Below are 22,203 nucleotides of genomic sequence, written 5' to 3' on the forward strand. Positions count from 1 at the left end.
GAATAAGGGAGTGAGAATAATGGACTTCGGACTTAAAGAAAAAATCGTCATCGTCACGGGCGGAGCAACCGGTATCGGCCACGCAATTGCCCGCACTTTCCACGAAGAAGGTGCGATTGTTATTATCAATGGCCGCGACAGAGCTAAGCTCCACAAGGCGGCCTCGTCAATCGGACCACGCGCTTACGGCGTCGTTGCAGATCTGATGACGAAAGAGGGTGCATTGGCCCTGGCTGACTATGCAGCCGGCTTCGGTCCGGTTTCGTTCCTCGTCAACAATATCGGCGTCTTCGACGTCAACGATTTCTTCGAGGTCAGCGACGAACGCTGGATGGAGTATTTCCAGCACAATCTGATGACAGCGATCCGCATCACGCGTCTTGTGATGAAGGACATGCTGTCGCGCAACGACGGCAGCATTGTCTTCATTTCGTCCGAAGCGGCAATCCGCTCGATCGGCAACATGACGCCATACTCCACCACGAAGACGGCGATGCTCGGACTGAGCCGCTCCCTGGCGGAGTTGACCCGTGGCACGAACGTGCGCGTCAACAGCTATATGCCGGGCTCGACCGCAACTGAGTCGGTCGAAACCTATTTCGCCGATCTTGCCGCAGAGCAGGGAAAAACGGTCGAACAAACGCTCGCCGACTTCTACCGCGACGTCCAACCCTCCAACCTCGTTCAGAAGCTTATTGATCCCGCGTTGCATGGGCGCGGTGTGGTCCAGCTGATGACCAACGCGGCGATGAACGGTGTCTGCCATAGGGCTGACGGTGGTACCATCCGCTCCATATTCGGTTGATAGGGAGGCAGAAATGGCGGGGAAGCTAGGCATTCACAGTCTCGTTTTCACTGACGATTGGTCAGGGGAAAAGGCAGCACATAGCTGCCGAGCCGCGGCCGAGATCGGCTTCGAATTGATCGAGGTGCTGATGTTCGACCCACAGGCACTCGACGTCGCACTCACCCGAAAAGTCGTCAATGACGCCGGACTAGAATTGCGGCTCGGCATGGCGCTAGGTCCCGAGGCCGACATTTCGTCGGCCGACAGCTCGATCGCCGAGCGAGGCGAAAAGACGGTGAAGCGTGCTCTGGAAATTGCCTCGGAGCTCGGGGCGCCGGCGGTATCGGGCATAACCTACGCGGCATTTGCAAATTACGGAGCTCCTGCGACGGTCCAGGCGCGGCAGCGAGTTGCCGAACGGCTTTCTCGTCTCGACCGGCGAGCCGGGGAGTTGGGCGTTCGGCTCGGGCTGGAGCCGGTCAATCGATATGAAAGCTACCTCGTCAACACCTTGGACGAGGCGGCGTCTCTTATCCACGCGTCGGGTGGCGCTAATCTATTCATTCACATGGATACGTTCCATATGAACATCGAAGAGGGCGACATTGCCGCGGCCATCCAACGCAATGCACCTTTGCTCGGATACGCTCATGTTGCCGACAGTAATCGCGGAATCCTCGGCGGCGGACACTTCGATCTCACGTCTTATTTCGGTGCCCTCGAAAGCGCCGGCTACAAGGGGGATTTCACCGTCGAAGCTTTTTCGTCCAGGGTACTTAGCGATGCGCTGGTCGCAGGTGTTCGGTTATGGCGTGAAGCTTGGGATGATTCCTTCGGCGCGGCACGCCTTGCATTCGACGTGATTCGAGTAGCGCGAGAAAAAGCGCGCGTTGGATGCAAAGTGTGGTAAGAAAAGAAATTTCATTCTTTGGAATTTGACGGTTATAGAATTGCGGCAAATGAGTCGGAGTCATAATCGATGGACAACGCTACAGACAACAGGCAATCCATACTAATGAGAATACGCTGGAAGGCCGGATATATGAATCCGGCCCTTCGGCGGATCGCTGACCGAGTGCTGAAGACACCCGAAGAAATAAAGTCAATTTCGATCAAAGATCTCGCAGTTCAATGCGAGGTATCGGAATCAACGGTCACGCGTTTCGTCCGAGAGATCGATGTCCAGAGCTTTCAGCAGTTCAAGATCTTGATCGCTGAAGAATTGTCGCAAGGTTCAACGACGAGCGAGCCAATCTCCGAGCGACACGTCTACGAAGATATCACCGACGAGGACGATACGTCCTCGGTGCTTTCAAAGGTCGCCGCTCGCTACGCGATGACGGTTTCGGATACCCGCGCCGGGCTCGCGGAAAAAGAACTCGAACGCGCCGTTGCGGCAATCGAGAATGCCGACGTGCTCGGGTTTTTCGCGATGGGTGCTTCGCTGATATGCGTTGAGAACGCGCTGCTGCGTTTCATGCGGGTCGGCAAGCGGTGCCTCTTTTTCCGAGATCTCGGCATACGGCAGATCTCGACCTCTACGCTGGGAGCCAATTCGCTCGCGATCGGCGTTTCGAATTCCGGACGCACCATATCGACTGTCGACAGCTTGCAACATGCGAAACTCCAAGGTGCGACGACGCTGGCGATAACATCGTTTCCGGATTCGCCTATCGTCCGGCATGCTGATATCTGCCTCTTCACACCGACCATCACCGGCGTCGTCGGGCCGGGCGAATACCACGAATCCATGGTCTCGAAAATCGCACAGCTCCAGGTCATCGATGTGCTCTATTCGCTCTATGCCGTTCGCAATTTTGGCAGAGCAATGGAAGGGCTCGAACGAACCTCCGATGTGACCGCTCTGACGCGCTATTGAAGGAGCGACGAATGCCTGCGGAAGAGCCTCGCGTCGGGCGTCTCGGATCTCGTCTGGCCGCAGCGGAATACGCCGCCCGAGAGGCCGGCCGCACGTTGCTTACCCACTACGGCCGTCGCAGCCGGTTGGTAGTCGAACAAAAGGGGCTGAATGATTTCGTCTCGGTTGCGGATCGCGAGGCCGAAGACGTGATCGCCGCGATTCTGCGGCCGGCCTTCCGGACGGATGGTTTCCTCGGTGAGGAGACGGGTCGCTCCGGATCGCTCGAAGCGGACTATGTCTGGTGTGTCGATCCACTCGACGGCACCACGAATTTCTTGAGGGGTGCGCATAACTGGTGCGTGTCGATCGGACTTTGGTCGAAAGGCGAACCAGTTCTCGGTGTAATTTACGATCCGCTGCGCGATGAGCTTTTCGCCGGCGCAGACGGTATTGCCGCAACAATCGACGGCGCCGTGATTTCGACGAGCAGCACAGCCTCGGTCGACCGGACAAGCCTTGGCCTCGGCCATAATCACCGCGTGCCGCCAGAGACATTCGCTAAAGATGCGCAAAGGCTTTTCGCCGTGGGCGGAAGCTTCCGGCAGGTAGGCGCGGGGGCGTTGATGCTGGCCTATGTCTCGGCTGGCCGCGTAGATGGCTACTTCGAGCGCCATATGTGGGCCTGGGATGCCATTGCTGGCCTTGCCCTCATCAAGGCAGCAGGTGGGCGTGTTGTTCCATATCCGAGCCCTGGGGCCTCACTCGAGCAGGGTGGTCTCGTTCTTGCGAGTGGTCCGGCGCTTTACCGCGATCTTTCCGATCTTTTCGAAGTCCCTTGAGCGAACGCGCCTGCTGCGTCGATCTTGAAGGCAATCTTCGGATAAAGCGAAGACTGGCCGACACCTCCCCATGCTATTGATACGGTTGGCTTTTCACGAAAGCCAAAGCGCTGTCAAGCGCTAGCAGCCAATGGGAGTTAAGCGAATGAAGGATGGAATTTTTGTCTTTGACGCAGCGGTGCATTGCCAAGACTTCAGTGACGGTCAGATCAAAGACGGCAGCGATGGCCGACGAGTTCGCATTCTGCGCGAACAGCTGACCGGATTCATCAACCTTACCGGCCGGCGCGGCCCGCCGCCCGAGCCGGAAACCTTTTCAAACCCGGATCTCGATTGGGCCATGGATATGTTGTTCGGGAAATCCGACACGGACATGGCGTGCGCCTGTTCTGTGCCGCTGTTTTCTCATTGGCGCGCTGGCCTCGGTCCTGTTGAACTTAGCCACGCACTCGCACAAAAGGATCCGAAACGGATAGTGCTGACCGGTGGCGTCGATCCTGCCTATCACGGGCTCGGGCCGGCGTTGAAGGAAATGGAACGCCAGGTTCACGAGCTTGGTGCCGTTAGCTTCAAATTCTATCAATATCAGTCTCGGGGTTGCTCTTGGCGTGCGGACGATCGGGACATCGCCTATCCATTGTGGGAAAAGGCTCTCGAGCTTGGCGTCAAGATGGTCCAGTTCCACAAGGGCTTTCCACTTGAACTCGGCCCGGTAGAAGCTTTCAAGCCAAACGACATTCAATATGCGGCAGCCGATTTTCCGGAACTCAACTTTGGAATTCATCATCTAGGCGACCCCTATGTCGATGAGACCATCTCCATCGCGAGCCGTTTCGAGAACATTTTCTTGATCCTTCCGCTTTGGTTCAACCAGTATTACCTCCAGCCGTGGAAGATGCTCGAACGTCTTGGTGAGGCGCTCCTGTATGTCGGTTCCGAGCGAATTTGTTACGGCTCGGAGGCCTTCATCTGGCCGCATGTCCAGACCTACATCGACACGCTCGCTAATCTCAAAATGCCGGAGGAATTGCAGGATCGTTATGGGTATCCCGAAATAACCCGGGAAATGAAGGAAAACATTCTGGGCAAGGCTTTCGCTCGCGGCATGGGCATCGACCTAGATACGAAGAAGCGCGAACTGGGACTGACGCCATGATCGACAGAGACATGTTGGCAGCCGCTCTAGGCCGGGCGCGCCCCCTCATTCTCGGTCACGGCGGCGACATAGCGATCACCGGCGTAACCGAGGACGGCACCGTAACTGTTGCTCTAACGGGCGCTTGTCGTGCTTGCCCGAACCTCGCGATGACTTTCGTCGGACCCGTCCGGAGTTATCTGATGGAAGTACCTGGCGTACAGGAGGTTGAATGCGAGCAGGTGAAGGCGGCTCCGCGGGCACTATCGCGTCTTGCCAACCTCTTGAACGCCCATCCCTATCCCGTAGCGTAGTCGTCGGCGCATAGAACGCGAAGAAGCGCATCGGGCGACCGATGCGCTTGCGGGCGTCGAGAGTCAGTAGGTTTACGGAATGACCCGTTCGGCGCGCAGCCTGTCGAAGACGTCGATAAACGACCGCTCTGTGTCCTGGAATTCCTTGAAGCCCAGAGCTCTGCTCTTGGCCATGGAATGCAGGCATTCCATGGGGCGACCGAGGTCGAGGTCCGTATGCCAAGGCGAGGCGAGGCGCTCCAGCTTGTGAGGCTGAAGACCGTGCTGTGTCACCAGGGTCTGCCACTCGGGGTCAAGGCCCTGCATGCGGTCCGTTAGCGAATTGTATTGACCTGGATAAGCGCCCACCTCGACGTCGAAATAGTCGGCGATTCTTTTCCACAATTGTTCCCAGCGAAAAACGTCGCCGTTCGTGGCGTTAAAAGCTTCATTGCGGGCATTCGGTTCCGTCGATGCCCATACGATATGCTTTGCCAGCAGGCGCGCATCGGTGATGTCGTTGATTCCGTAATAGGCGGTCGGGGTACCCGGAAACGTGAAAGGACGCCCCGTCGCCTTGCAGATCGACGCGAAAGTCGCAAGAGTTGCGCCGATATTCATCAGGTTACCAACCGCATAGCCGATGATTGTGTGCGACCGATGCACCGACCAGCTAAAGCCGTGCCGCGTCGCATAGTCCAACGCGACATCTTCCAGTTCATAGTAGAAGTTCTTTTTTTCCAGCCGTGGTGCGTCCTCGCGAAATGGCGTGACCGGGGTCACTCTTCCGTAGTCCTCGAACGGGCCGAGATAGTGCTTGGTGCCCGTGACGACAGCGACGTGCTCGACCGTCCCGGCACCGACGACCCCGTCGAGTAGGGTGCGAAGCATACCGCCGTTAAGGCGGATATTTTCATCTTCGTTTCGCCCTAAAGTCCATGTGCAGAAATAAACATGTGTCGGCCTGAGCGTCGCGAGTGTCCTCAGCGCGGCCTCGCGATCGAGAAGATCGACCGCTTGGGGCCGCATGTAGGACGCGCCGATCGAGGGCTTGCGCGCCAGCCCCGTGATTTCGAAACCGCCAAGGTCGCGCAGATGCTCGGCAACGTTTAGTCCGACGATTCCCGTCGCGCCTGCGACAAGTGCCCGTTTCTGATACATGACTTCAGTCTCCTCATATGAGTTGGAGGATTAGAAGTGCCATTTACGTCTTGCCCGAGTAAGCTGCCCATTGTCATAAGTGAAGTGAACTGCTGTCACTAATGAGGAGCCGACATGTCTGGACGCATTTCTGAGATCGAGGTCTTCATAAAAGTCGTCGAGACAGGGAGCTTTACAGCCGCAGCAGATGCTTTGCGGCTTTCGCCATCGGCAATCAGCAAGATCATCGCCCGCATTGAGGCTCGCCTCGGCTTGCCGCTGGCGATCCGTTCGACACGGAAGTTACGCTTGACGGTTGAAGGCGAAGACTATTTCGCCCGTGGCAAGCAGATTCTGCAGGATATTTCGAGCCTTGAGCGCGGCGTGCGGGAAAGCGCGGGGCAAATCGGCGGCACGCTCCGCGTCAGCTGCAACGTACCCTTTGGGATTCACCAGATCATGCCGATCGTTTCGGGCTTTCTCGCCGCTTATCCCGACATAGCGCTCGAGTTTTCGCTTTCCGATACGACAGCGGACCTCATTCGCGAGGGCGTCGACGTCGCGATCCGGACGGGTGTTTTGACGGACTCTACGATTCGCGTTCGACGGCTCGCTGCGTCGTTGCGCCATGTCGTTGCTTCGCCCGACTACCTAGCGCGGCACGGCGTGCCAGTGGAACCCCGCGATTTGCTGGAACATAACTGCCTGACGCTCGGGTTCAGTCGCAGCTATGGCAAATGGCCATTCCGAGTCGACCAGGACGGCGTTGTCACGCAACTCGATTTGGCGGTCAAAGGCAATCTCAGTCTCGACAATGGCGAAAGCTTGAGGCGCTTTGCCCTTGATGGCATCGGCGTCGCGCGCCTCTCCGAGTTTCACATCGGCTCTGACCTTCGCACCGGACGACTTGTTTCGGTGCTCGACACCTTCAATCCGGGTGACCGCGAGCCGGTTTCGATCATTTATGCTGACCGAACGCCTCTCGCGCCACGTATTCGGGTCTTCGTGGATTACCTCGTGCAGAATGTCGCACCTTAGTCGCACGATTTGTGAAGTTTCGTACAGAATGAAGTGATCATTTTTCGCCGGTGGAATCCTGCCGGCAATGTTACTCGTTGGGTGCATTTCGTGTTTCCAGAGGAGGGCGTCCGTTGAACGGCGCCTGGGAACCGGTGGCCGCAGGATGCTGGCCTGCAAGGAGGAACTCAATGAATTGTTTGGCCGATCTCAGGATGTTTTCCGAAATCGCTCGGTCGCAAAGTATGGCGAGTGCCGCTAGCCGCCTTGGCATGGCCCCGGCGACGATCAGCGGACGTTTAAAGGCGCTTGAAGACCACTACGGCGTGGCGCTCGTTCGACGCACGACGCGCTCGTTCCTTCTAACGGAGGAGGGTAAGTTGCTCTTGGAGCGCGCTCAGCCGGTACTATCGGGATTCGCAGAATTGGAGCGTGATATGGGCGGGCGGCGTAACGCTATTGCGGGCGGCTTAATTCTGTCTTGCGCAACCGACATTGGTCGAAGTCACGTGCTTTCGCTTGTGCAAGCATTCGCTCGGGCGCATCCCAACGTGGATTTCTCTGTTCGGTTCGACCCGCCCGCCGCCCTGCATGAAAACCATTTCGACGTGGCGTTGCGGGCCGGGTCCCTGAAAGATTCCGGCCTTACGGTCCGCAAGCTTTTCGATATGGCAACGGTCAGCGCCGCGGCCCCGTCCTATCTTGCGGAGCGCGGATGCCCGGGCACCCCCGAGGCCCTATCGGCCCACGAGTGTCTTCGCCTGGAGGGTTCGTCGATATTTGGCGACGTCTGGACGTTTGACGGTGGGGGTGTTGGGCATTTGCCGGTCGACGGCCGATTTCGCGCAAGCGACCCGGAAACACTAAAAACCTTCGCGTTGCAAGGTCTCGGTATCTTCCGCCTAGCGCGGGCGGACATTGACCCGGAACTTCGTTCCGGTCAGCTGCACGCTGTTTTGGAGGCATTCGAGCCCGCCCCCATGCCAGTCTCTTTGATCAGCGACCCGCGTCGGCGGCTTCCGGCGCGTACGGCGGCATTTATCGATTTCGCACTGCGTCATTTCGCAAAGGGTCAGGGATCGCAATCTCTGGGCTGGCGACAGAACGCTGCATGATCGTGTAAAATTTTTTTTCTTGCAAAACATACGAAAAAAAATTAGTTCTATCGGCCAGGACATGTTCCATGGCCGGGAGGGCGACGACGGCCATCCGGCCAACGGGAAACGTGTGTAGCGCCTGGAGGGGCGGCACACGGGAGCTAACACGCTACGCATGTCACGGGAGGTATTGACGATGGATTACGGTCTGGCAGGCAAGCACGTATTGGTGACGGGCGGTGCTACGGGCATCGGTCTCGCAGTTGCCGCGGCTTTCATTGCCGAGGGTGCGAAGGCGACAATCACCGGTCTCTCGCAGGCAGATGTGAGCGCAGCTGTCGCGCAGCTTGGGCCGGGCACTCGCGGTATCGCTTGCGACCTCACCGCAGCTGGCGAAGACAAGCGCCTTGCCGAGTTCGCCCGGGCGGAGGCGCCTATCGATTTCCTTATCAATTCGGTGGGCATATTCGAAGTACGTCCGTTCTTCGAAACGCGTGATGAGGATTGGTTTCGCTTTTTCGACGTCAATGTCATGACCGGCGTACGCATGTCGCGCCTCGTTCTCAAGGATATGCTGGAGCGTGGCGAAGGGTCGATTGTTTTCATTAGCAGCGAGAGCGCGGTGAAGCCACAGGCGTGGATGCCACACTATGGAGCGATGAAGGCCTGTCTGCTCGGTGTTTCACGCGCGCTCTCGGAGTTGACACGCGGCACCAGGGTGCGGGTGAACACCATCCTCCCAGGGCCGACCGACACGACCGCCGTGCGCCGCTATCACGAGGAAATCGCCCGCGATGAGGGTATTACTCGTGCAGAGGTCGTCGCCGCCTATTTCGACAAAACGGAGCCCACATCGCTCATCCGTCGAATGATTGCACCTGAAGAGATTGCGGCAAGCGTCGTTCATCTCGCCGCATCTCCCGCTCTCAACGGCATGGCGATGCGGGCCGAGGGCGGGACGATCCGCGCAATTCTCTGATTTCGAACCGGAAACGACTATGGCTGACCTTCAAATCGAAAACCTCGCGAAAACCTTCAAAGGCGGCTTCACCGCGCTAAACGGGATCACGCTGGACGTCGCGGACCGTGAAGCGGTCTTTCTGCTCGGGCCCTCAGGCGCGGGGAAGACCACGACCCTGAGGCTCGTCGCGGGTCTCGAGGAAGCGACCGCCGGCCGCATTATGATCGGCGGCCGTGATGTGACCCGCTGGACACCGCGTGAGCGCAACCTAGCGATGGTCTACGACAAGCACTCGCTCTTTCCGCATCTGACAGTTTTCGAGAACCTTGCCTATCCCTTGCGAATTCGCAAAATGGCCGAGTCCGCGATCGTCCGCCACATTTCCGGCGTCGCCGAGACGCTGCAGATCGAAAAATTGCTGGAACGCCGCCCCAACGAATTGTCGGGCGGCCAGCAGCAGCGTGTGGCAATTGGCCGGGCCCTGGTGCGCGATGCCGACGTTTTTCTTTTGGACGAGCCCATATCTCATCTCGACGCGCAGCTGCGGGCTCGCATGCGGGTCGAATTCAAGCGATTGCAGCGCGATTTCCGCGCGACAATGCTTTATGTCTCGCATGACCAGCTCGAGGCCATGACCATGGCGGATCGCATCGTGCTGATCAACAAGGGCCGGATCGAGCAGATCGCAGCGCCGCAAACGCTCTTCGATCTGCCCGATACACTCTTTGCGGCAACCTTCATCGGCGAGCCGCCAATGAACGTCATTCCTGCAACGATCTCGGATGATTCAGGGTACTATCGTCTGCGGGTTGGAGACGCTTGGATCGAGGTCGACCGCAACTGGATGGCCGAAGGCGATCCCCTACGCGCGGGCAGTGAATACCTTATCGGTTTCCGGCCCCAGCATCTCACTCTATGTGAGCCAGAGACAGACCATCACTGCAAAGTCAACGGCAAACTCTTCGCTGTTGAGACCCTCGGATCACGTGTTGTTTTCGACATCGATACGGCTGGCCACGTCATCAGGGCCATGACTTCCGTCGACGCCGCCCAGGGCCATCCAAGCACGATCGGCGCCCCCGTGTCGTTCAAGATCGATCCGAACTTCATCTACCTTTTCGATAAGACGACCGGGCGCACAGTGCGCCAGGCGCGCTTCACGCAGAGGCAGAAAGCGCCGGCACATGCCTGAGGCGGCGTGACGGCGAAGCGCATGCAACATCAAAATCAGGAGGAGAGAATGAGAGTGATGAAATTGACCGTCGCTATGGCGGCGGGTCTTGCCCTCTGGCTGCAGACCCTGCCGGCCGAAGCGCAAACCGAAGCGCAGAAAGCCCTCGCGGGCAAGACTGTGCATTTCCTTGCCCCGTCGATGCCGCAATTTGCGGCATTGGAAAAATTCATTCCCGAGTTCGAGCAGAAATACGGGATCAAAGTGGTGATCGACGAAATTCCGTTCGAGAACTATCGTCAGAAGTCCCTCGTCGAAATGCAGCAAGGGACAGGAACTTACGATATTTTTGCAGTTGACGTCATGTGGTTGGCTGAATACGCGGCCGCCGGCTTCCTTGAGCCGTTGATGTCTTATGTCAAGAACCCGGACCTGACAGACGCCGATTACGACATCGACGACTTCTTGCCGCGTGTAATAAGCGGTACCGGAGTCTTTAACGACACGCTCTACACGATACCGATTGGCGCCGGCCCGGTTGGCACGACTTTCCGTGCGGATGTCGCCGAGAAGGCTGGCTTCAAACTTCCGGAGCGTTTCTCGCCGGAATTCAACACGCAGTACATGTTCGACGCAGCCAAAAAGGTTCACAAGCCCGAAAGTAACATGATCGGCTTCGCAAACATCCCCGGCCGCTGGTTCTGGGGGGTGACTTATCTTCCTTACCTTTACGCTTTCCAGACGCCGCAGACCAAGGGCGACGAATATGTCGATAAGGACTGGAAGGTTACGATCAACAACGAGCGAACCGTCGCATCGATCGACTACTTCGTCAGTCTGAAGCAGTTCATGCCGGCGGATAGTGCGAACTGGGGCATCGGCGAAGCGACGGCGGTTTACCAGGGGGGTAACGCCTTTGGCACCTGGAACTACCAAGACTTCATCAAGGGGTTCTTCGAGGACTCTCAGACCCAAGCGAAAGTCGCTGGAAAGAACGTGCATTTGCATACGCCAGCGGGTCCGAACGGTGTAATCGATCCTTGGTTCGGCGCATGGTCACTGGGTCTTTCCAAAGATTCCCAGAACAAGGAAGCAACTTGGACCTTCATCCAGTGGCTGACCTCCAAAGACGTGCAGGAGCGAGCTACCCAGTACGGTGCAGGTCCATCGCGCCACTCGACTTACAAGAGCGAGACGCTCGCCAAGTATCAGCCGTGGTGGCCGGGCGTATACGACTTCATGCTGAAGGAAACCAATCCAGACGAACGCATTCGCGTGCCGGAATGGGCGGAAATGTCCGATGTCATGGGCGAAGAAGGCAACCGCGTCTGGATCGGCGAGATCGACAGCAAGACCGCAGCCGCCAATATGGAAAAGCGGATGACAGAAGCGATGCGCAAGGGTGGCTACTACATCCCCGGTCGCTCCGACCTGCCGAAACAGCTGTGGCGTGATCTCAGCTACTACGACCGCATGCCGTCAAAGTGGAATTAACGAACTGACGCGTAGTCCGGCCGAGTGTCGGACACGCACGCCGACACGTCCTCCTTCCTGGGACGTGTCGGTTCCCTCAATCGCAACTCAAAGGGACTGAGACAATGTCGATCTCGGAAAACACCACAACAGCTGCGCCCATCACCTTCGGGGAGCGGAGTTTCCTTTCCGGTTTCGGCCCTTCGAACCGGAAGTTCTTTCCATGGGTGCTCATGGCACCGACGCTGATCATACTGTTCGCCATCGGCATTTTCCCATTCCTCTATTCACTTTACATCGCCGGGCACAACTTCATCCTGTCGAAACCGTATATTCCGCGTTTCTTCGTTGGCCTTTATCAATACCAGGCAGTCGTACAGGATCCGGAATTCTGGCATGCGCTGCGAAAGACGTTGATCTTTACAGTCGAGGCGGTCTTCATCCAATTCTGGCTCGGGCTAGGCCTTGCGCTCCTGTTCCAGCGTCAGTTGCGCGGGATCGCACTGATGCGTGTCTTCATCCTAATTCCGATGATCCTGCCACCCCTCGTCGCGGCTTTGATCTGGCGGTACATGTTTTATCCGGGCGCTGGCTTGGTCACCTACTACGTTGGGGGCATCACACGAGCGCTCGGCCTGGGCGAAATTCCCTTTCTCTCGAATCCAACAATCGCTTTTCAGACGCTGGTCTTCGTCGACGTCTGGGAATGGACGCCCTTCATGTTTCTAATGCTGTCGGCGGGCCTCGCGTCTATTCCGCGTCAGCCCTACGAAGCTGCCGAAATCGACGGCGCCGGCTCGTGGCGCGTCTTTTGGACGATCACGATGCCCTTGTTGCGACCAGCGATATTGATCGCGGTGATTATTCGCACGATGGACGCCTTCCGAACTTACGAGTTGATCGTGATCATGACGCGAGGCGGTCCAGGCAACGCGACCACCACGCTCAACGTCTTTCTTACCAAAACGGGGTTGGAATTCTTCGATGCCTCCAAGGCAGCCGCTCTCTCGCTGATCATGATGATGATCATCGTCGTCATGAGCTTCGTGTTCATCCGCGTCTTCCGCTCGAAGACCGAAGTGGCCGAATAAGGAGGGCCAGATGAGAAAATTGTCTTATTCTATTGAGTCTCCGGCGGTGCCACCTCGCCAGCGGAACTGGTGGGTCTACCTGCTTCTAGCGGTCGTCTGTGCTCTCAACGTCCTTCCCTACCTTTGGGTCGTGCTCACAGGATTCATGGATGGGGCCAGCGCCTCAGCGCCAACGCCGCAATGGCTGTTTACACCGTCGCTGGAAGCTTTCCAGTTTCTGATAGTCGACAAGGGAATCCTGAAGAACTTCTTCAACAGCGTCATCGTTTCGTTCTCGTCTACCTTCTTGTCAGTCACGATCGGAATGTTCTGCGCATATGCGCTGGCGCGTTACGAGTTCGTAGGTCGTGACGACGTATCCTTCTGGGTTCTGACCAACCGCATGATGCCGCCCGTCGCCGTCCTGATACCGATCTTCGTGATCTTTCAGACAGTCGGGCTGCTCGACAGTTTGATCGGCCTCATCATCCTCTATACCGCGATGCAGTTGCCATTCGTGGTTTGGATGCTCACCGGCTATTTCCGAGACATCCCGCGCAGGTACGAAGAATCGGCGATGGTCGACGGCGACACGTGGTTTGCCGCCTTCCGCAAGGTGACACTGCCGGTGATGATGCCTTCAATCACAGCGACGGCGATCTTCGTCATGATCCTCTCCTGGAACGAATTCGCCTTCGCCACCTTCCTGACGAGCAACAATGCCAAGACCATGCCTCCTGCGGTAATGGCATACTCCATTGGAGCAGATATCCGCTGGAACGTACTCGGCGCCGCCGTGGTGCTGATTACCGCGCCTATCATCCTTTTCGTGCTGCTTTTGCAACGCCAATTCATCAGTGGCCTGTCACAAGGGGTGGTACGCAAATGATTTTCTCCCACAACTGCACGAACCAGGAAATGGAAAATCGCCATGGCTGAAATTCAGATCGACAGCCTGATAAAGCAATTCGGCGCGTTTCGCGCAGTGACGGACGTCAACATCAAGGTCAAGGACGGTGAATTCGTCTTCCTTCTTGGTCCGTCCGGGTGTGGAAAGACGACGACGCTGCGGATGATCGCGGGTTTGGAAATGCCCAGCAGCGGCCGAATCGCGATCGGCGAGCGCAACGTCACTTTTCTCCGACCCAGACATCGCAATGTCGGCATGGTGTTCCAGGACTACGGTCTTTACCGGCACCTGACGGTTTTCGGAAACATCGCCTATCCCCTGGAAGTCAGGCGGTTCGGGCGTAAAGAAATTGATGCCAAGGTCAAAGCCGTGGCGCACACGATGCAAATTACCGATGTTCTCCAACGGAAGCCGGATCAGCTCTCGGCAGGTCAATTGCAACGTGTCGCGATCGCCCGCATGCTGGTGCGCGACGCCGACGTCTTTTTGATGGACGAGCCGATGTCACATCTTGATGCACAATTACGCGGGCAGATGCGCGCCGAGTTGCGTCACATTCAAAAGAGCGTCGGGGTAACGACGATTTTCGTCACTCATGACCAACTCGAGGCCATGACCATGGCGGATCGTATCATCGTCATGAAGAATGGCGAGATGCTGCAGTTCGCTACGCCGCGCGAAATTTTCGAGCGGCCGGCGACCGAGTTCGTCGCAACTTTTGTCGGCGAGCCGCAAATGAATGTTTTCGATGTGACTTTGGTCAACGAGAACGGTTCGATCATCGCCAAAACGCGTGATTTCAATATTCCGCTCCAGCAGGATTGGGTGCGGCGCTGGGGATTGGAAAAAAGGCTCGACTCGCCCTTGCGGCTGGGCGTCCGCCCGGAAAACATCAGCGTCAGTGAAAAGGCCGACGCGGCTTGCGCCATCCCGGCCGAACTCTTCTCATTCGAGCCGACGGGGGCGGAAAACCTATACGTGCTCCAATGTGGTGACGTTACGATTACCACTCGCTCGTCCACTACCGAGACTGCCGGGCTCTCCAAGCAAGACGGCAGTCGCCTCTACGCGGGATTCGACCCGAATTGGATCTATCTTTTCGAACCCGGCTCGGGGCGGACGATTGCTCAGGCGCTGGCGAGCCGGCCCGATACGACGGAGAACTAAGATGAAGTCCCCATTCGTGCTGTTCATAATCATGGCCCTGTTGCTTGGATCGTGCTCGGTCATTGCTGGCGGCGTTTCCCACTGGCCCGCTTCGCTCGTCGCCGTTGTCGTCATCATCGCGATGAAGCTGTGGAACGACCGGGTAAAAATCCTCGCCTGGCCGATGGAGTTTCTGCTCGCCGCCGGCGTTACGATGATCGTCATCAATCTCGCTCGGCTCTATATGTTGCCGATGGCCTACTGAGAGGGACAGAGTGCCGTGACCAACCAAGCTCTCTCAGTTTCCGGGCTGACGGTTTCTTTCGGCGCGAAGCGTGCCGTCAAGGGCGCGACATTCTCCGTACGGCGCGGTGAGATCACGGGGTTTCTCGGACCGAACGGCGCGGGCAAAACGACGGTGATGGGCGCCATCATGGGACTGGTGAAGCAAGACGCCGGAACGATCGAGCTTTTGGGCCAGCGCGACGGCAGCAGACTTGCGGCAACGCGATTGCGCGTCGGCTTTCTGCAGGAGAAGCCACGGGTCTATCCGGAGATGAGCGCGCGCGCTTACCTCCGCTTCTTTGCCGATCTCTATGGCGTACCCGACGCTGGCAAGCGCGTCGAGGAGACGTTGGAGCGTGTCGGTCTGACTTCCGCCGCCATGCGACCGCTGGGCACCTTCTCACGGGGAATGCAACAGCGTGCCTGTCTCGCTCGGGTGATGCTCCATCGCCCGGAGTTCCTGATGCTCGACGAGCCCACGCTCGGTCTCGATCCGCGTGGCGTGGCCGATATGCGCACAGTCTTTCGCGAGATGAAGGCGCAAGGTGTCACGCTGCTCTTCTCGTCGCATCAACTGGCGGAGATGGAGCGCGTCTGCGATAGCGTCGTCTTCATGCGTGGCGGTGAGGTGATCGCTTCTGGTAGTCCGCAAGACATCGTTCCGCAGCGATTAGGTAGAAATGTGTTCGAAGCGGAATTGTTCGAGCCCGCAAGTATCGCCCTTTCAGCGATACAGGCCAGCGAACGGTTCGCCGAGTTGAGAGCGGTCGGCGAAAATCGTTTGAAGTTTGCCCTTGTCGGCGTACCGGCCGATCGGCGCGCTGCACGAGCGGACGCTGCCAGGGCGCTGACGGCCTTTGGGCTGACGGTCCTGTCGCTCACCGACGAGGCGCCGTCGCTGGAAGACGTGTTTATCAGCCTGACGCGCGAGGATGCCCCACGGCACCCACCGTTGGACACAATATGAAGGAGTAAGTTCAATGGACCTTGGATATAGAAATCGGCGCTGCCTCGTAACGGCATCGACGGGAGGGCTCGGATTTGCCATCGCACGTGCGATGGCCGGGGAGGGAGCTACGGTCGTCGTCAACGGGCGTGGCCGCGAAACCGTCGACAAAGCGATCGCACGCATTCGCGCCGAGTTTCCGGACGCTCAACTGGAAGGTGCTGTCGGCAATTCCGGGACCCGGGAGGGCTGCGAAACGCTAATCGAGAATTGCCCGGACGTAGACGTGCTCGTCGCCAATCTCGGCATCTACGAGGCTGTTGACATTTACAAGGCTGGAGACGATCGCTGGTACGAGCTGATCGAGGTCAATGTCATGAGTGGCGTGCGTTTGGCTCGGCATTATTTGCCGAAAATGCTCGCCCGTGATAGCGGGCGAGTGATCTTTATGGCGAGCGAATCCGGTATCAATCCCGCCCCCGAAATGCCTGCCTACAGTGCCACAAAGACGATGCAGCTTTCGCTCGCTCGCAACCTTGCCGAAACGACCAAAGGAACCAATGTCACCGTAAATTCAGTATTGCCGGGGCCCTGCAGCACCGAAGGGGTCGCAGCACTGATCGCCGGCCTGTATCCAGATTTGCCGAAGGAGGAGGCGGAGCGCAGGTTCGTCTCCGATAATAGGCCGACGTCGCTGATCCAGCGGCTCTCGAAGCCACAAGAAGTGGCCGATTTCGTCACGTTTCTAGGATCCGTTCGTACGGGTATCGTCAACGGTGCGGCCCTTCGTATCGATGGCGGTCTGATCCGAACTGTCATGTGACCGGACCTAATGATGGAACACGTTCCCCCCGTTTTCATTGGCATTTCCCTCGATCCCCCGGGTCGAATTCGGCGCACTATCTTGCTTGCGCGTCGAGAGGTAATGTCGAAATTCAGTTCTCTTTGGTTCTGGATGGTGGCGAGCCTTCTGGGGCTAATGGCGTATAGCTACGGCGGCGGCTTTCAGCAGACGTTTCAGACGGAATCGGTCGTCGTCACGGCCGATCCGCTCTTGGGCCTGAACACGACGATTGTCGGGTTTCTCGGACTCGTTCTGGGACTACGCCTGGCTTGTGGGATCAGTTGGGAACGTGAACATGGAACGTTAGAAGTTTTGCGCGCGGGCCCTGTCTCGTGGCTGGATCTACTCGTAGCGAAATTCCTTGCAGAAGTCGCTGTTCTAGGGGCTCTTGGCGCAATCTACGTGGCCTACCTGTTGATTGCGCAACCGCTTGGCGACGCGATGATCGGACCGGAAATTTTGCTACCGGTTCTGGGAAATATGGCGTTCGTGTTGCCGGTGATGGCGACGGGTTTAGTCGTTTCGGTTTTGGCCGGTACCGTTCGCATGGCGGTGGTCATGTATCTGTCAGTTCTTTGCGGTCTCTGCCTTTATGAGGCGGTTTTCGGTCTCTTGCGAGCGATGACCGTCGACGAGATGAGCCTCTTCGCGCTTTATTTGCGGGCTGCGTTGGAGGCTGCCGCTCCATTTGTGAGACCCTTATCGCCGGTCTCGGGGATCGCTTTGCTCGTGGATAATGCGATGCATCAGGACGTTCCTGCGATCGGACAATCGATGTCGTCGCTCGGGCTTACACTCCTTCTTTTCGCTGCGGCCTGGCTAATTGCTCGCATAAAAGGAGCACGCGCGTGAGAAACATTTCGTACCTCTGTGTCCTGGCGCTTCTCGTTGCAGTGCCATCGCGGGCTATGGAGCCGGAAAGGCGCGATGCGGTCGTGGTCGCCGGGCGGGTGTGGGATGGATTTGCGTTCAAGGACATGTTCCTGCCATCGCAGATGTCGACCTTGCATTTGATGGGCGGCAGCGACAGCGCCATCACCTTCGTCGAGACGCGGGAATATTACTGGCCGCTGTCTCGGCAGGTCTACGTCGATTTCGATGGCAAGCGAGATGAACTGGGCGGCGAATTGCGCATCACCCGTAACGGACGCCTCGTCGCAACCGTCTTGCCGGCGTCGTACGCCACCGTCTTTCCGAAAGGCGCTGTGAACGGTGATGCGAGGCTCCTTTGGGGCGACGATGCTGCGGCCGCTTTCGATACCTACGAGGAAGAGGAACGCAGCTTCGCCCGCCGTTACGAAGAAGCGTCCAAACGACGGAGTGACTACGAACGAAAGTTGGTTCAAACAGGCGCTGCGAGGATGCAGGGGCAAAAGGCTCCGGTAATCCAGCCGCCGGAGCCGCTTCCCGAACCAAATCTGAGATTGGTGACCAAGCCTGTTCCGGCCTATCGTATTGCGCTCGGCCCGGGCGAATACGATATGATGCTCTATGAAGCCGGGAAGCCGGTCGTCGACACGGCTCGCCACTTGCAAGTTCTTGATCTCTCACAACGCGCGACACTCGTCGGCGAGGTTGTTCCGGAAGAACGTTGGACCAGACCGATTCCGTCGAATACAAACAGCCAGCGCATTTTCGTGCGCCCAGGGTCAACCTTCTATCTAACGCTGTTCGATGCCGATCGTTTCGACGAGAGCGAATACATTCCTGTTGTCTCTCCGCAGAGCGATGCGGTGGTCGGACGCCAGACTTTCGTGCGTCGCAAGCCTTCCGAGGTAACCGCAGTCGAGACGCGTTTTGGACCGGACGAACGCGAAGTTGCTCTCTCCAGACTCAAGGTGGAACAGACCAGCGGGGCCGGTTTCGGCTATCGTGTGCGGGCGGTGCGCAATGCCGAAAAAGAAGACATTACAGCCTTTGCGATCACGGTGCCGCCTGTCGGACAACACGCGCGCGGCCGTGTAACTTCGGGAGTGGATGGCGATCGGACTTTCAACCGGGAGATCGTAGTCGTACAGCCGCGTCGCGACGGGCTCGCCCTAGGGTTGGCGCTCCTACCTTTCTTAGGCTGGCTCGGTTTTAGAATTACACGACGCCAAGGATCGCGAAGCGTCGACTGAACTACGATACCCTTTGGTGGGGTAGCGTCAAGATTGGCTCGTCGAGCCGCTAGTGAAAGGACGATCATGAAATTTGGAGCGTTAAAAGAACGCGCGGAAAATGAAGCGCGCGTGGCGATGACGCCTGAGTCTGCGCGGGCTATACAGAAGCTGGGGTACGAGTGTTTCATCGAAACAGGGGCCGGACTGGCATCGGGGATTTCTGACGAGGCGTACCGTTCTGCAGGAGCGACCGTACTAGCCAGTGCAGATGCGGTATTCCTGGCTGCTGACGTCATTGGCAAAGTTCGACCACCCGAGATCGACGAGGTGAGCCAGCTGTCTCAAGGCAAGACACTGATCTCATTCATATACCCGGCGCAGAACAGGGAACTTCTGGATGCTGCGAGTGCATCCGGCGCGAATGTCGTGGCAATGGATATGGTGCCGCGGATATCTCGCGCCCAGAAAATGGATGCCCTTTCGTCGATGGCAAACATCGCCGGGTATCGGGCTGTGATCGAGGCGAGCAACAATTTCGGGCGCTTCTTCACCGGTCAGGTTACTGCAGCCGGCAAGGTGCCGCCCGCCAAGGTTTTGATAGTTGGTGCCGGTGTCGCGGGGCTGGCGGCCATCGGCACGGCGACTTCGCTCGGTGCCATCACCTTCGCTTTCGATGTGCGCCCGGAAGTGGCCGAACAGATCGAATCCATGGGTGCGCAATTCGTCTATCTCGATTTTGCCGAGCAGCAGGATGGCGCTACGACAGGTGGCTATGCGGCACCGTCCTCTCCGGAGTTCCGCGAGAAGCAACTTCAGAAATTCCGTGAGCTGGCGCCTGACATGGATATCGTCATCACGACGGCCCTGATCCCCGGTCGTGACGCGCCGAAACTTTGGCTCGCCGACATGGTGGCGAGGATGAAACCCGGATCGGTTGTGGTCGACTTGGCCGCAGAGCGCGGTGGAAATTGCGAACTGACCATACCCGACCGGCGCATCGTGTCCGACAACGATGTCATCGTCATTGGATATACTGACTTCCCGAGCCGAATGGCCGCACAGTCTTCCATACTCTATTCTAACAACATTCGACACATGCTCGCAGACCTGACACCCGGCAAGGACGGAAAGGTCGTTCATAACATGGAGGACGACGTCATCCGTGGAGCGACTGTGACGAAAGATGGCGACATCACCTATCCGCCCCCCGCGCCGAAGGTACAGGCAATCGCCGTCCAGAAGCCGAGAGAAAAGGTCAAAGAACTAACGCTTGAGGAAAAGAAGGCGCGGGATGCCGCCGCCTTCAAAGCACAGACCCGTAACCAGGGCTTCCTTCTTTTGATCGGCACGGCACTCCTTCTCCTGGTCGGCGTCTACGCACCGAGCAGCTTCATGAGCCATCTCGTTGTGTTTGCTCTATCATGCTTCGTCGGGTTTCAGGTTATCTGGAACGTCTCCCACTCTCTGCATACGCCCCTTATGGCGGTGACCAACGCAGTCTCCGGGATCGTCATACTCGGCGCTCTGCTGCAGATCGGTTCCGCACATTGGCTGGTAGAGACGCTGGCTGCATTTTCACTATTGGTCGCGACGATCAACATCGTCGGGGGCTTCCTTGTGACGCGACGCATGCTCGCAATGTTTCAGAAATCCTGATCGGGTAGGGGTTCATTACAATGACTATCGGTATTGTTTCCGCGGCCTACATTTCCGCGGCGGTTCTCTTTATCCTCTCGCTCGGTGGTCTCTCCGGTCAGGAAAGCGCCAAGCGCGCCGTTTGGTACGGCATTGTTGGTATGGCGCTCGCCGTCATCGCCACGATTTTCGGTCCGGGCGTAGGAAGTTGGTTTGTTGTCACGCTTACGATAGCAGGCGGTGCCGTTCTCGGATCCTATGTCGCCGGTCGAGTGCAGATGACCGAGATGCCGCAGCTAGTCGCAGCGCTACACTCCTTCGTCGGTCTCGCTGCTGTCTTCATCGGCTTCAACACTCATATCGAAGCTTGGCGCGTCGGCGGCATGGACGAGGGTATGCGCGCGGCACTCGATGGATTCGCCGGCATTGTCGCCCACAAGACGCCGATCGAGCTCGGCATCATGAAAGTCGAGGTCTTCCTTGGGGTTTTCATTGGGGCCGTCACGTTCACGGGGTCGATCGTGGCATTCGGCAAGCTTGCCGGAAGGGTCGATGGCAAGGCAAGGAAGCTGCCCGGTGGACATTACCTAAATGCTGCTGCAGCTATCCTTTCCCTTATCATGCTACTGATGTATGCGAACGGCGGCGAGACTTGGACGCTGATCGTCATGACAGCTCTCGCCCTGTTCATCGGCTACCATCTCATAATGGGTATCGGTGGCGCGGACATGCCGGTAGTGGTATCCATGCTCAATAGCTATTCGGGCTGGGCCGCTGCCGCAATCGGCTTTACGCTCGGCAACGATCTCTTGATCGTTACCGGTGCGCTGGTCGGTTCTTCGGGCGCCATTCTGTCCTATATCATGTGCAAGGCGATGAACCGCTCCTTCGTCTCGGTCATCCTCGGTGGTTTCGGAACTACCACAGGTCCGACGATGGAAATTATTGGCGAGCAAGTGGCGATTGATGCCGAAGGTGTCGCCTCGGCGCTTAACGAAGCGGAATCAATCGTTATCGTCCCGGGCTATGGCATGGCGGTTGCGCAGGCGCAGCAGGCCGTCTCGGAACTGACGCGGCGTCTGCGCGCCGAAGGCAAGGACGTCCGCTTCGCTATCCACCCGGTTGCGGGGCGTCTGCCGGGGCACATGAACGTGCTGTTGGCAGAAGCCAAGGTGCCATATGACATTGTGCTGGAAATGGACGAGATCAATGAGGACTTCCCCAAGACAGATGTTGTGATTGTCATTGGCTCTAACGACATCGTCAACCCTGCCGCCCAGGACGACCCAAATTCACCCATCGCAGGAATGCCGGTGCTAGAAGTGTGGAAGGCCAAACAGGTCTTTGTCTCTAAGCGTGGCCAGGGAACTGGTTATTCCGGCATCGAGAACTCGTTGTTCTTCAAGGAGAACACCCGCATGTTTTATGGCGATGCCAAAGTCTCCCTGGAAAAACTTGTCGGGTTTTGGTGAAGCCGGTTGGATCTAGCCA

Annotated in this window: 22 protein-coding genes; 21 read left to right on the forward strand and 1 reads right to left on the reverse strand. The window is 57.7% G+C overall.

Features of this window, described 5'->3' with window-relative positions:
- Positions 1–19: 19 nt before the first annotated feature.
- From RHIBUN_RS0123085 to RHIBUN_RS0123110, 6 genes are all read left to right on the forward strand, one after another.
- Entirely contained in the window at positions 20–805 is a 786-nt protein-coding gene (locus tag RHIBUN_RS0123085; RefSeq protein ID WP_025661348.1) for an SDR family oxidoreductase, read from the forward strand.
- A 13-nt stretch (positions 806–818) separates the two neighbouring features.
- Positions 819–1,697: a sugar phosphate isomerase/epimerase gene (locus RHIBUN_RS0123090; RefSeq protein WP_025661349.1), complete on the forward strand. Its 879-nt coding sequence runs from the start codon at positions 819–821 to the stop codon at positions 1,695–1,697.
- A 105-nt stretch (positions 1,698–1,802) separates the two neighbouring features.
- Positions 1,803–2,666, forward strand: a complete 864-nt coding sequence (locus tag RHIBUN_RS0123095; protein WP_280949580.1) for a MurR/RpiR family transcriptional regulator — start codon at positions 1,803–1,805, stop codon at positions 2,664–2,666.
- Between the two features lie 11 nt (positions 2,667–2,677).
- Positions 2,678–3,487 carry an inositol monophosphatase family protein gene (locus RHIBUN_RS0123100; protein ID WP_025661351.1) on the forward strand — a complete coding sequence of 270 codons (810 nt, stop codon included), beginning with the start codon at positions 2,678–2,680 and terminating at the stop codon, positions 3,485–3,487.
- A 145-nt stretch (positions 3,488–3,632) separates the two neighbouring features.
- Entirely contained in the window at positions 3,633–4,643 is a 1,011-nt protein-coding gene (locus RHIBUN_RS0123105) for an amidohydrolase family protein (RefSeq protein WP_025661352.1), read from the forward strand.
- Positions 4,640–4,936, forward strand: a complete 297-nt coding sequence (locus tag RHIBUN_RS0123110) for a NifU family protein (protein WP_025661353.1) — start codon at positions 4,640–4,642, stop codon at positions 4,934–4,936. The genes RHIBUN_RS0123105 and RHIBUN_RS0123110 overlap by 4 nt, the downstream gene beginning before the upstream one ends.
- 72 nt (positions 4,937–5,008) lie before the next feature.
- On the opposite strand, the gene RHIBUN_RS0123115 is transcribed toward RHIBUN_RS0123110, so the two are convergent.
- Positions 5,009–6,076 (reverse strand): SDR family oxidoreductase, encoded by a 1,068-nt coding sequence (locus RHIBUN_RS0123115; protein ID WP_025661354.1) that lies wholly within the window; start codon positions 6,074–6,076, stop codon positions 5,009–5,011.
- 114 nt (positions 6,077–6,190) lie between these two features.
- On the opposite strand from RHIBUN_RS0123115, the gene RHIBUN_RS0123120 reads away from it, so the two are divergent.
- The 15 genes from RHIBUN_RS0123120 (at position 6,191) to RHIBUN_RS0123190 (ending at position 22,184) form a co-directional block, all read left to right on the forward strand.
- The gene (locus RHIBUN_RS0123120; RefSeq protein WP_025661355.1) at positions 6,191–7,093 is read left to right on the forward strand and encodes a LysR family transcriptional regulator; all 903 of its coding nucleotides are present in this window, start codon (positions 6,191–6,193) and stop codon (positions 7,091–7,093) included.
- 170 nt (positions 7,094–7,263) lie between these two features.
- On the forward strand, positions 7,264–8,187 hold the full coding sequence (locus RHIBUN_RS0123125; RefSeq protein WP_025661356.1) for a substrate binding domain-containing protein: 924 nt from the start codon (positions 7,264–7,266) through the stop codon (positions 8,185–8,187).
- 178 nt (positions 8,188–8,365) lie between these two features.
- Entirely contained in the window at positions 8,366–9,148 is a 783-nt protein-coding gene (locus tag RHIBUN_RS0123130; protein ID WP_025661357.1) for an SDR family oxidoreductase, read from the forward strand.
- Positions 9,149–9,167: 19 nt separating this feature from the next.
- Positions 9,168–10,322, forward strand: a complete 1,155-nt coding sequence (locus tag RHIBUN_RS0123135; protein WP_025661358.1) for an ABC transporter ATP-binding protein — start codon at positions 9,168–9,170, stop codon at positions 10,320–10,322.
- A 48-nt stretch (positions 10,323–10,370) separates the two neighbouring features.
- A complete protein-coding gene (locus tag RHIBUN_RS0123140; RefSeq protein WP_025661359.1) occupies positions 10,371–11,795 on the forward strand; it encodes an extracellular solute-binding protein in 1,425 nt (474 codons plus the stop codon).
- Between the two features lie 104 nt (positions 11,796–11,899).
- Positions 11,900–12,865 (forward strand): sugar ABC transporter permease, encoded by a 966-nt coding sequence (locus tag RHIBUN_RS0123145; RefSeq protein WP_025661360.1) that lies wholly within the window; start codon positions 11,900–11,902, stop codon positions 12,863–12,865.
- Positions 12,866–12,875: 10 nt separating this feature from the next.
- On the forward strand, positions 12,876–13,733 hold the full coding sequence (locus RHIBUN_RS0123150) for a carbohydrate ABC transporter permease (RefSeq protein WP_025661361.1): 858 nt from the start codon (positions 12,876–12,878) through the stop codon (positions 13,731–13,733).
- A 42-nt stretch (positions 13,734–13,775) separates the two neighbouring features.
- Complete coding sequence (locus RHIBUN_RS0123155; RefSeq protein WP_025661362.1) at positions 13,776–14,921, forward strand: ABC transporter ATP-binding protein; 1,146 nt, start codon at positions 13,776–13,778, stop codon at positions 14,919–14,921.
- Position 14,922: 1 nt separating this feature from the next.
- A complete protein-coding gene (locus RHIBUN_RS0123160) occupies positions 14,923–15,165 on the forward strand; it encodes a hypothetical protein (protein ID WP_025661363.1) in 243 nt (80 codons plus the stop codon).
- Between the two features lie 15 nt (positions 15,166–15,180).
- Complete coding sequence (locus RHIBUN_RS0123165) at positions 15,181–16,152, forward strand: ABC transporter ATP-binding protein (RefSeq protein WP_025661364.1); 972 nt, start codon at positions 15,181–15,183, stop codon at positions 16,150–16,152.
- Positions 16,153–16,165: 13 nt separating this feature from the next.
- Positions 16,166–16,954: an SDR family oxidoreductase gene (locus RHIBUN_RS0123170; RefSeq protein ID WP_025661365.1), complete on the forward strand. Its 789-nt coding sequence runs from the start codon at positions 16,166–16,168 to the stop codon at positions 16,952–16,954.
- Positions 16,955–16,966: 12 nt separating this feature from the next.
- Positions 16,967–17,827: an ABC transporter permease subunit gene (locus RHIBUN_RS0123175; RefSeq protein WP_029792451.1), complete on the forward strand. Its 861-nt coding sequence runs from the start codon at positions 16,967–16,969 to the stop codon at positions 17,825–17,827.
- The gene (locus tag RHIBUN_RS0123180) at positions 17,824–19,095 is read left to right on the forward strand and encodes a hypothetical protein (protein ID WP_025661367.1); all 1,272 of its coding nucleotides are present in this window, start codon (positions 17,824–17,826) and stop codon (positions 19,093–19,095) included. The genes RHIBUN_RS0123175 and RHIBUN_RS0123180 overlap by 4 nt, the downstream gene beginning before the upstream one ends.
- Before the next feature lie 66 nt (positions 19,096–19,161).
- The gene (locus RHIBUN_RS0123185; protein ID WP_025661368.1) at positions 19,162–20,733 is read left to right on the forward strand and encodes a Re/Si-specific NAD(P)(+) transhydrogenase subunit alpha; all 1,572 of its coding nucleotides are present in this window, start codon (positions 19,162–19,164) and stop codon (positions 20,731–20,733) included.
- 20 nt (positions 20,734–20,753) lie between these two features.
- The gene (locus RHIBUN_RS0123190) at positions 20,754–22,184 is read left to right on the forward strand and encodes an NAD(P)(+) transhydrogenase (Re/Si-specific) subunit beta (protein ID WP_025661369.1); all 1,431 of its coding nucleotides are present in this window, start codon (positions 20,754–20,756) and stop codon (positions 22,182–22,184) included.
- The last annotated feature ends 19 nt before the right edge of the window (positions 22,185–22,203 follow it).

The organism is Rhizobium sp. IBUN (genome assembly GCF_000510625.1).
Lineage (GTDB): Bacteria > Pseudomonadota > Alphaproteobacteria > Rhizobiales > Rhizobiaceae > Rhizobium > Rhizobium altiplani.